This window comes from Actinomadura sp. NPDC049382 (assembly GCF_040677125.1).
Lineage (GTDB): Bacteria > Actinomycetota > Actinomycetes > Streptosporangiales > Streptosporangiaceae > Spirillospora > Spirillospora geliboluensis.
On sequence record NZ_JBFARO010000209.1, the window covers coordinates 1 to 9,308 of the forward strand.

General features: G+C 74.9%; 8 protein-coding genes. 6 read left to right on the plus strand and 2 right to left on the minus strand.

The features are described 5' to 3' along the window. The first annotated feature begins 166 nt into the window (after positions 1 to 166). The 3 genes from AB0K34_RS45020 (at position 167) to AB0K34_RS45030 (ending at position 4,874) form a co-directional block, all read left to right on the plus strand. Positions 167 to 1,363 carry a glycosyltransferase family 4 protein gene (locus AB0K34_RS45020; protein ID WP_364554648.1) on the plus strand — a complete coding sequence of 399 codons (1,197 nt, stop codon included), beginning with the start codon at positions 167 to 169 and terminating at the stop codon, positions 1,361 to 1,363. A gap of 232 nt (positions 1,364 to 1,595) precedes the next feature. After that, complete coding sequence (locus tag AB0K34_RS45025) at positions 1,596 to 2,603, plus strand: TerC family protein (protein WP_364554655.1); 1,008 nt, start codon at positions 1,596 to 1,598, stop codon at positions 2,601 to 2,603. A 75-nt stretch (positions 2,604 to 2,678) separates the two neighbouring features. Continuing rightward, positions 2,679 to 4,874 (plus strand): acyl-CoA dehydrogenase, encoded by a 2,196-nt coding sequence (locus AB0K34_RS45030; RefSeq protein WP_364554650.1) that lies wholly within the window; start codon positions 2,679 to 2,681, stop codon positions 4,872 to 4,874. 5 nt (positions 4,875 to 4,879) lie between these two features. Here AB0K34_RS45030 and AB0K34_RS45035 read toward each other — a convergent pair whose 3' ends face one another. Next, on the minus strand, positions 4,880 to 5,227 hold the full coding sequence (locus tag AB0K34_RS45035; protein ID WP_138639891.1) for a hypothetical protein: 348 nt from the start codon (positions 5,225 to 5,227) through the stop codon (positions 4,880 to 4,882). 122 nt (positions 5,228 to 5,349) lie between these two features. Between AB0K34_RS45035 and AB0K34_RS45040 the strand changes: the two genes are divergently transcribed. From AB0K34_RS45040 to AB0K34_RS45050, 3 genes are read left to right on the plus strand one after another with little or no spacing between them, the layout of a single operon-like run. Continuing rightward, positions 5,350 to 5,778 (plus strand): hypothetical protein, encoded by a 429-nt coding sequence (locus tag AB0K34_RS45040; RefSeq protein WP_138639892.1) that lies wholly within the window; start codon positions 5,350 to 5,352, stop codon positions 5,776 to 5,778. Then, positions 5,775 to 6,644, plus strand: coding sequence for a MoxR family ATPase (locus tag AB0K34_RS45045; protein WP_138639893.1), 870 nt, complete (start codon positions 5,775 to 5,777; stop codon positions 6,642 to 6,644). Before AB0K34_RS45040 ends, AB0K34_RS45045 begins: the two co-directional genes overlap by 4 nt. A 1-nt stretch (position 6,645) precedes the next feature. Further along, positions 6,646 to 8,037 carry a VWA domain-containing protein gene (locus AB0K34_RS45050; protein ID WP_138639894.1) on the plus strand — a complete coding sequence of 464 codons (1,392 nt, stop codon included), beginning with the start codon at positions 6,646 to 6,648 and terminating at the stop codon, positions 8,035 to 8,037. On the opposite strand, the gene AB0K34_RS45055 is transcribed toward AB0K34_RS45050, so the two are convergent. Further along, positions 8,034 to 9,308, minus strand: a 1,275-nt coding sequence (locus AB0K34_RS45055; protein ID WP_364554653.1) for an MFS transporter, incomplete at its 5' end; no start/stop codon positions are given. The genes AB0K34_RS45050 and AB0K34_RS45055 overlap by 4 nt on opposite strands.

A 9,308-nucleotide genomic window follows, 5' to 3' on the forward strand; every position in this document is an offset into this window, starting at 1 on the left:
GTCGCGGCGCTGCTCGGCCCCGGCGGCACCGGCGCGGCCGGCGAGCTGCGCAACGTCGGGACGGGGGCCCTCGCCGCGCTGGTCGCGGGCGCGGTGTTCCTGCTGCTCGCATTCATGATCGACGGCCGCGACCTGCGCGCCGTCCTCACCCGGAAGGTGACACGCCATGGCTGACGGCCGGGACCTGGAGGGCCTGCGCGTCGCGCTCGTCCTCGGCACGAGCGCGGGCGGCGTCGGGCGGCACGTCCGGTCGGTGGCGGCGGGCATCGCCGGCCGCGGCGCCCGGGTGCTGGTGTGCGGGCCCGCGCGGACCGAGGAGCAGTTCGGGTTCGGCGCCGCCGGGGCCCGGTTCGCCGAGGTCGACCTCGCCGACCGGCCGCGCCCGGTGCACGACGCGCGGGCGGTGGCGCGGCTGCGGTCGCTGCTGCGCGGCGCCGACGTCGTGCACGCGCACGGGCTGCGGGCGGGGGCGCTCGCGGTGGCGGCGGGCGCGCGGGTCGCGCCGGGCCCGCTGCGGTTCTCCCGGGGCGGGCCGCCGCTGGTCGTCACCCTGCACAACGCGGTCATCACGGGTGGCCGGACCGCCGCGATCTACGGGGCGCTGGAGCGCGTCGTCGCGCGCGGCGCCGCCCGCGTCCTCGGCGTCTCGCCCGACCTGGAGGAGCGGATGCGCGCGCTCGGCGCCCGGTCGGTGGGGCACGCGATCGTGCCCGCCCCGGCGCCGACGGCGCAGCCGGGCCCGGCCGCGCGCGCCGACCTGCGCGCCGAGCTGGGCGTGGGGGACCGGCCGCTGATCCTGACGGTGGGGCGGCTCGCCGCGCAGAAGGGCCTGCCGACGCTGCTGGACGCCGCCGCTGTCTGGGCGGCCCGAACCCCGCGGCCGCTGGTCGCGATCGCCGGGGACGGCCCGCTGGCCGGCGAGCTGCGCGCCCGGATCGAGGCGGAGGACCTGCCCGTCCGGCTGCTCGGCCACCGCTCCGACGTCCCCGGGCTGCTGGCCGCGTGCGACGTGGCGGTGCTGCCGAGCGTGTGGGAGGGGCAGCCGCTGATCGTCCAGGAGATCCTGCGGGCCGGGCGGCCGCTCGTCGCGACCCGGGTCGGCGGCATCCCCGGCATGGTGGGCGCCGAGCCGCGGCCCGCCGGGGGGTCGCTGCTGCAGGGGCCGGAGAGCAGGGCGGCGCTGCTGGTGCCGCCGGGCGACCCGGAGGCGCTGGAGCGCGCGGTGAGCCGGGTGCTGGACGACCCGTCGCTCGCGGCGCGGCTGGGCTCGGCGGCCGCCGAGCGCGCGGCGGCGCTGCCGGGCGAGGACGACGCCGTCGAGCAGCTCGCCGGGGTCTACCGGGAGCTGGCCGCCGGGCGTTAGACGCCCGAACCGGGGACAGGGTTCGGAACGGGCTCGGAAAAAGACCGCCGGACCGGGAACCGCCCCGCCGCGGCCCGCGTTCAAGTAGGCAAGTGGAGGGGAGTATCCCCGCGCGCGGTTCTCGTCAGTACGGTCGGCCCATGCCGGCCCGGGTTCCGCGGCCCGCATTCTCTTCAGGGCGGGAGAGACCTCCAGCGCTCGTTCGTGTCCGCTGGAGGTGTTCACGTTGTCCGTGTCCCCGCTGGTGTGGGGCCTCACCATCGCAGGCATCCTCGCCGTCATCGCCACCGACCTGTTCCTGATCCACCGCAACGACACGCGGGAGTTCACCACCCGCAGGGCCGCGTTCTGGTCCACGATCTACATCGGCCTCGCGGTGGCGTTCGGCGTCGGCGTCTGGCTCTTCGCCGGCGGCCGGTACGCCGGCGAGTACTTCGGCGGGTTCGTCACCGAGAAGAGCCTCAGCGTCGACAACCTGTTCGTCTTCATGGTGATCCTCGCCCGGTTCGCGGTGCCGAAGCAGGCGCAGCACACCGTGCTGATGGCGGGCATCGTGATCGCGCTGCTGCTGCGCGGCCTGTTCATCGCGGTCGGCGCCGCCGCGATCTCCACCTTCACCTGGGTGTTCTTCCTCTTCGGCGCGTTCCTCATCTGGACCGCGATCGGGCTGGTGCGCGGCGACGACGAGGACGAGGTCAACGAGAACGCCCTGCTGCGGTGGGCCAAGCGCGTCATCCCGACCTCCGACGAGTACGACGGCAGCAGGTTCACGACCAAGCAGGGCGGGCGCCGGCTGCTGACCCCGATGGCCATCGTCATGATCGCGATCGGCTCCACCGACGTGCTGTTCGCGCTCGACTCGATCCCGGCGATCTTCGGGCTGACCACCGAGCCGTACCTGGTGTTCACCGCCAACGCGTTCGCGCTGATGGGCCTCGTCCAGCTGTACTTCCTGCTCGGCGGGCTCACCGACCGGCTCGTCTACCTCGCGCACGGGCTGGCGTTCATCCTCGGCTTCATCGGGGTCAAGCTGATCTTCCACGCGCTGCACGAGTACGGTGTCGCCTGGGCGCCGGAGATCCCGATCTGGCTGTCCCTCGCGGTGATCGCCGGGACGCTCACCGCCACCACCGTGGCGAGCCTCGCGGTCGGCGGCGGCAAGTCCGGCAAGGCCGTCGAGGGCGCGCCCGCGGAGGCCGGCGCGGCGGAGCGGGACGCCGCCGCGACACGCGAGAGCTGAGACCCGCCTCTCCTCCCACTGATCCGAATCCTGTTCTAGAATCTCGGTCAAAAGGGTCTGAGAGAGGGTTGACGCATGGCCATCGGGCTGACCGAGGAGCACGAGGCGCTCGCCGAATCGGTGCGCGGCTTCGCCGAGCGCAACATCCCGGCGACGGCCGTCCGGGCCGTGCTGGACGCCGACGAGGAGACCAGGCCGGGCTTCTGGCCCGCCCTGGCGGAGCAGGGCCTGCTGGGCCTGCACCTGGACGAGGAGCACGGCGGGCAGGGCTACGGCCTGCTGGAGCTGTCGGTCGTGCTGGAGGAACTGGGCCGCGCCGCCGCGCCCGGCCCGTTCCTGCCGACCGTCCTCGCCAGCGCCGTCATCGACGCGTCCAGCAACGCCAAGCTGCGCGCGGAGCTGCTGCCCGCGCTCGCCGACGGGTCCAAGACGGCCGCGGTCGCGCTGGACGGCGCGCTGACCGGCCGCCGCGAGGACGGCTCCCTGGTCGTGTCCGGCACGTCCGGCACGGTGCTCGGCGCCGCGCTCGCCGACATCGTCGTCCTGCCGGTCGCGGCCGACGACGGCGAGCAGTGGGTCGCGGTGGACGCCGCCGACCTCGCCGTCACCCCGGTCGCGAGCCTGGACCGGGTCCGCCGCGTCGCCGCCGTCGAGGCGTCCGGGGTGGCCGTCGCCGCCGACCGCGTCCTGGACGGCCTCACCGCCGGCCGGGTCGCCGACCTCGCCGCCGCGCTGTTCGGCGCGGAGGCGGCCGGGCTCGCCGGGTGGCTGGTGGAGACCGCCGCCGAGTACGCCAAGGTCCGCGAGCAGTTCGGCCGCCCGATCGGGCAGTTCCAGGGCGTCAAGCACAAGGCCGCCCGCAGCCTGATCGCGCTGGAGCAGGCCCGCGCCGCCGCCTGGGACGCCGCCCGCGCGCTGGACGAGGGCACCGAGGAAGCCGGGTTCGCCGCCGCCGTCTCCGCGGTGATCGCGCTCGACGCCGGCGTGCAGACCGCCCGCGACGCCATCCAGATCCTCGGCGGCATCGGGTTCACCTGGGAGCACGACGCGCACATCTACCTGCGCCGGGCCCTCACCCTCCGGGCGCTGCTCGGCCCGTCCAAGGACTGGGCCGCCAAGGTCGCCGAGCTCGCCCTCGCCGGCGGCCGCCGCGAGGTCGTGCTGGAGCTCGACGAGGACGCGCAGCCGCTGCGCGAGCGGGTCCGCGCCGAGATCGCCGAACTGGCCGCGATCGAGGACAAGGACGCGCTGGCCGCCCGGATGGGCGACGAGGGCTGGACCGTCCCGCACTTCCCCAAGCCGTGGGGCCGGGAGGCCGGGCCGGTCGAGCAGATCCTCATCCAGCAGGAGCTGAAGGCCGCCAAGGTCAAGGCCCCGAACCTCGGGATCGGCGCGTGGCTGGTGCCGTCCCTCGTCCGCTACGGGTCGGACGCGCAGAAGGAGCGCTTCCTGCGCCCGACGCTGCAGGGCAAGATCGTCTGGTGCCAGCTGTTCTCCGAGCCGGGCGCGGGCTCCGACCTCGCGTCGCTGTCGATGAAGGCCGAGCGGGTCGAGGGCGGCTGGAAGCTCACCGGGCAGAAGATCTGGACGTCGCTCGCCCAGCACGCCCAGTGGGGCTTCTGCATCGCCCGCACCGACGTCGACGCGCCGAAGCACGACGGCATCACCTACTTCCTCGTCGACATGAAGGCGGAGGGCGTGGACGTCCGGCCGCTGCGCGAGCTGACCGGCGACGCGCTGTTCAACGAGGTGTTCCTGGACGGCGTGTTCGTCCCGGACGAGCAGGTCGTCGGCGAGGTGAACCAGGGCTGGCAGGTCGCGCGCAACACCCTGTCCAACGAGCGGGTGTCGCTGTCGACCGGCGGCGGGCTCGGCATGGGCGTGCCCGAGCTGCTGCGGTTCTTCGCGAACCGGGAGCCGGACGCCGTCGGCGCGGCCGAGGTCGGCAAGCTCGTCGCGCAGGGCCAGTCGATCGACCTGCTCGGCCTGCGCACCACGCTCAAGCAGCTGAACGGCGTGGAGCCGGGCGCGGAGGCCAGCGTCCGCAAGCTCCTCGGCGTCCAGTTCAACCAGGACGTCGCCGACTACTGCTGGGCGGCGCAGGGCACGGCCGCCACGACCGAGGTCCCGATGGCCGAGAGCGGCATCGTGGGGCGCGCCATGCTGTTCAGCCGCGCGATGACCATCTACGGCGGGACGACCGAGGTGCAGCTCAACATCATCGGCGAGCGCATCCTCGGGCTGCCGCGCGACGCCGAGCCCGGCAAGTAGCGCCGCTACCGGCGCGGACGGAAGGTGTAGGTGACGTTCACCAGCACGACGCCGGCGATGGCGAAGATCAGGCCGGGCAGGCCGGCGTTGACGACGCCGATCGCGCTCAGCGGGATGGCGGCGAGCAGCGACAGCACCGCCATGGCCAGGCTGTGATCGCGCTCGCCGCCGCGCCGCGGCTCCGGGGCCGGACGGGTCCGGGGCCGCGGCGCGGCGGCGGTGCGCGCGTCGAAGGCCTCCTCGATGCGGTCGACGACCGTCTCCAGGAACGCCTCGTCGTAGTCGGGCCCGAGCTCGCGCCGGGCCGCCATCGCCGCGGTGAGGTCCTCGCGCGGCAGTCGTGGGGACGTCATGTCCCGGTTATAGACGGGCGGGCGGCGGAGCCGCGTCCCCCCGTGGGACGAACCGGCCGGTACCCCCCAGGTAGCAACCGCATTACACTGCCGCTTTCGCCCCAGACCCCCCGGAGGTCCGCGTGACGCGTCGGAGCGTCCTCGCCGTCTGTGCCGTCAGTGCCGCCGCGCTCGCGCTGGGCGGCTGCGGCGGAGGCGGGGAGAAGGGGGCGGCTGCGGGCGGCCCATCCGCGGCGGCCACGACGCTGGCGCCGCTGCCGGCGGTGAAGCCGTCCGACGTCAAGCCGCTCGTCGGACGCTGGGTCGGCACGGCCGAGGACTACTTCCAGTTCACGGCGGACGGCAACGGTGTGTGGATGCGGGGCGGGCAGAAGCTGTGGAGCGGCGCCGCCATCCCCGAGGGGGACGGCAAGTTCCGGTTCTCGTGGCAGGGCGGCGACCCGCAGATCGCCTCGTACTGGGGCGTCACGCTGGAGAGCAGGTCCACGCTCGTCTTCGCCGGGACCAACCAGAAGTACAAGAAGGCCGTCGCGAAGAAGGGCAAGGGATGACCGACGCGATGTTCTCCTCGCCCGCGGACGTCGAGGCGAGGCTGGCCGAGGCCGGCTACCTCGCGGACGAGGCGATCGCCACCACCGTGTACCTCGCGCAGGCGCTCGGCAAGCCGCTGCTCGTCGAAGGCCCCGCAGGGGTCGGCAAGACCGAGCTGGCGAAGGTCGTCGCGGCCTCGACCGGCGCGGAGCTGATCCGGCTGCAGTGCTACGAGGGGCTGGACGAGGCCCGCGCGCTGTACGAGTTCAACTACAAGAAGCAGCTCCTCGCCATCCAGGCGTCGCCCGCCGACCGGGGCTGGCAGCAGACCCACGACGACATCTTCTCCGAGGAGTTCCTGCTGGAGCGGCCGCTACTAGCGGCGATCCGGCGCACCGGCCCGACCGTCCTGCTGATCGACGAGGCCGACAAGGCCGACGTCGAGGTGGAGGGCATGCTGCTGGAGGTCCTGTCGGACTTCCAGGTGACGATCCCCGAGCTCGGCACGGTCGGCGCGGTGCGCCGCCCGTTCGTGCTCATCACCTCCAACGCGGCGCGGGAGCTGTCGGAGGCGCTCAAGCGCCGCTGCCTCTACCTGCACCTGGACTACCCGTCGGCGGAGCGGGAGCGCGAGATCGTGCTCGCGCAGGTGCCGGGGATCGAGGCGGAGCTGGCCGAGCAGCTCGTCCGCACGGTCGGGACGCTGCGCGACCTGGAGATCAAGAAGGCGCCGTCCATCGCCGAGACCGTCGACTGGGCGCGCACGCTGCTCGCCCTCGGCCTGGACGAACTGGACGAGGCCGCCGTCGCGCGGACCCTCGGCGTCGTCCTCAAGCACGTCTCCGACCAGCGGCGCGCCGCGACGGAACTGGGGCTGCGGGGCTGACATGGCATCGCTCGTCGACCGGCACACGGGGTTCGTCGCGGAGCTGCGCCGGGCCGGGCTGCCGGTGTCGGTCGCCGAGGGCCTGGACGCGGTCCGCGCCATGCAGGCGATCGACCTGCTCGACCGGGAGTCGCTGCGCGCCGCCTACGCCGCGACGGTCGTCAAGCGGCCGCAGCACCGCCCGACGTTCGACACGCTCTTCGACCTGTGGTTCCCGGCGGCGGTCGGGGACGGCGCGGCGGCGCCGCCGGAGCCCCCGGGGCGGACGCTGAACGACGACGGGCGGCCCGTCCCGCCCGCGCTCGACCCGCGGGTGCGGGCGCGCCGGGACGAGCTGGCGGAGCTGCTGCTGTCCGGCGACGACGCGGGCCTGCGGCAGTTCGCCCGGTCGGCCGTCGCCGAGTACGGGCGGACGCCGGGGCAGGAGTCGTGGTTCTCCTCCGGCGTCCTGAACGCGCTGTCGCCGGACACGCTGATGGCGCGGCTGCTGAACGCCGTCCTCGGCGGGCAGGAGCGCGGCGGGATGGCCGAGCGGGTCGCGCGCCGGACGTTCCGCGACCGCATCGCCCGGTTCCAGGACCTCGTCGGCGCGGAGGTGCGCCGCCGCATCGCCGAGGACACCGGCGTCGAGCGGACCGCCCGGATCACCGTCCGGCCGCCGCTGGAGCGGCTCGACTTCGCCGGTGCGAGCCGCGCCGAGATGGCGGCGCTGCGCCGCGAGGTGCATCCGCTGGCGCGCCGGCTCGCGGCCCGGCTGGTGCAGCGGCAGCGGCACGGCCGGCGCGGGCGGCTGGACTTCCGCCGGACGGTCCGCGCGTCCCTGGCCAGCGGGGGAGTGCCGCTCACCACCCACCACCGGCCGCCGCGCCCGCACCGGCCCGAGCTGGTGGTGCTGTGCGACGCCAGCGACTCGGTGTCGGCGTTCGCGCACTTCACGCTGCTGCTGACGTTCGCGCTGCGGGAGCAGTTCAGCAAGGTCCGCGCGTTCGCGTTCATCGACACCACCGACGAGATCACCAAGTACTTCGCGCCGGGCAGCGACGTCGTGGACGCGATGGCCCGCCTCGCCGCCGAGGCCGACCTCGTCTGGATCACCGGCCGGTCCAACTACGGCCACGCCATCAAGGTGTTCGACGAGCGGTACGGCGACGCCGTCACGTCCAAGACGGCGCTGCTGATCCTCGGTGACGCGCGCTCCAACTACGGGGAGCTGTCGCTGCCGGTCCTGGAGTCGCTGGTGGACCGGGCCCGGCACGCGTACTGGCTGAACCCCGAGCCGCGCGGCCGGTGGGACACCGGCGACTCCGCCGCGTCCCGCTACGGCGAGCTGGTGCCGATGTTCGAGTGCCGCAACCTGACCCAGCTCGCTGCCTTCATCGAGGAACTGGCTTAGGCGGGGGCGCGGCGGTCGCGGATGACCAGGGCGAGGGCGGCGTAGGCGAGCCCGGCGACCGCGGAGACGACCAGGGCGGTGTTGGTGCCGTGCGCCAGGGCGGCGGGGCCGTGCCCGGAGCCGGTCGCGACGGCCCCGACGATCGCGACGCCCAGCGACGCCCCGATGTAGCGGGCGGTGTTGTTGGCGCCGGCGCCCATGCTGGCCCGGTCCGCGGGGACGCTCTCCACGGCCAGCCGGGCGAGCATCGCGTTGGTGAGGCCGCTCGCGACGCCGGCGACGGCGAGGCCGGGGGCGAGGCGCCACCAGTGCCCGTCCGGGGCGAGGCCGGCCATCGCGAGCTCGCCGGCGGCGCCGAGCGCGAACCCGGCGGCCAGCAGGCGCCGGACGGGCAGCCGCGCCGGGAGCCGGTGCGCCTGCATCGCGACGGCGAACGACAGCGTGGACCAGATCGCGAGGACGAGCGCCGCCTCGACCGGTGACAGCCCCATGACCAGGGTCATCATCGTCGCCAGGTAGGTCATGATGCCGATCACGGAGAGCCCGGTGGCGAGCGCGCCCGTCACCGACAGCAGGAACGCGGGCCGCCGGAACAGCGCCAGGTCGACCAGCGGTTCCCGGCGGCGCGCCTCGACCAGCACGAACGCGGCGAGCAGGACGGCCGCCGCGGCGAACAGCGCGAGGACGCCCGGCGCCGTCCAGCCGGTGCGGCCCCAGGTGATCGCCGCGGTCAGCGCCGCGACGCCGAGGCTCATCGTGGCGAGGCCGGGGACGTCCACGCCGCGCGGCCGCTCGGCCCGGGACTCCTCCAGCGCGCGGGCCGCCGCGGCGGCGAGCAGGACGGACGCCGCGACCGTCGCCCAGTACCAGAGCCGCCAGCCGCCGAGCACGGTCAGCCCGGCGGCGCCGATCGGGCCGAGCGCGATGCCGAGGCCGACCATCGCGCCCCACATGCCGGTGGCCCGCGCCCGGCGCGGCCCCTGCCCGAACGAGGCGCCGATGATGCCGAGCCCGGTGACCAGCAGCGCGGCACTGGCGGCGCCCTGCGCGATCCGGCCCGCGACGAACACCGGCGCGTTCGGGGCGAGCGCGCACGCCACGCTGGAGGCGGCGAGCGCCGCCGCGCCGATCACGAACGTCCGCTTGCGGCCGTGGTCGTCGGCGAGGCCGCCGGCGGCGAGCAGCGCCGCGGACAGGCCCAGGCTGATCGAGCTCATCAGCCAGATCTGCGCGGTCGCGCCGGCGTGCAGGCCGCGCGCGGTGTCGGCGAG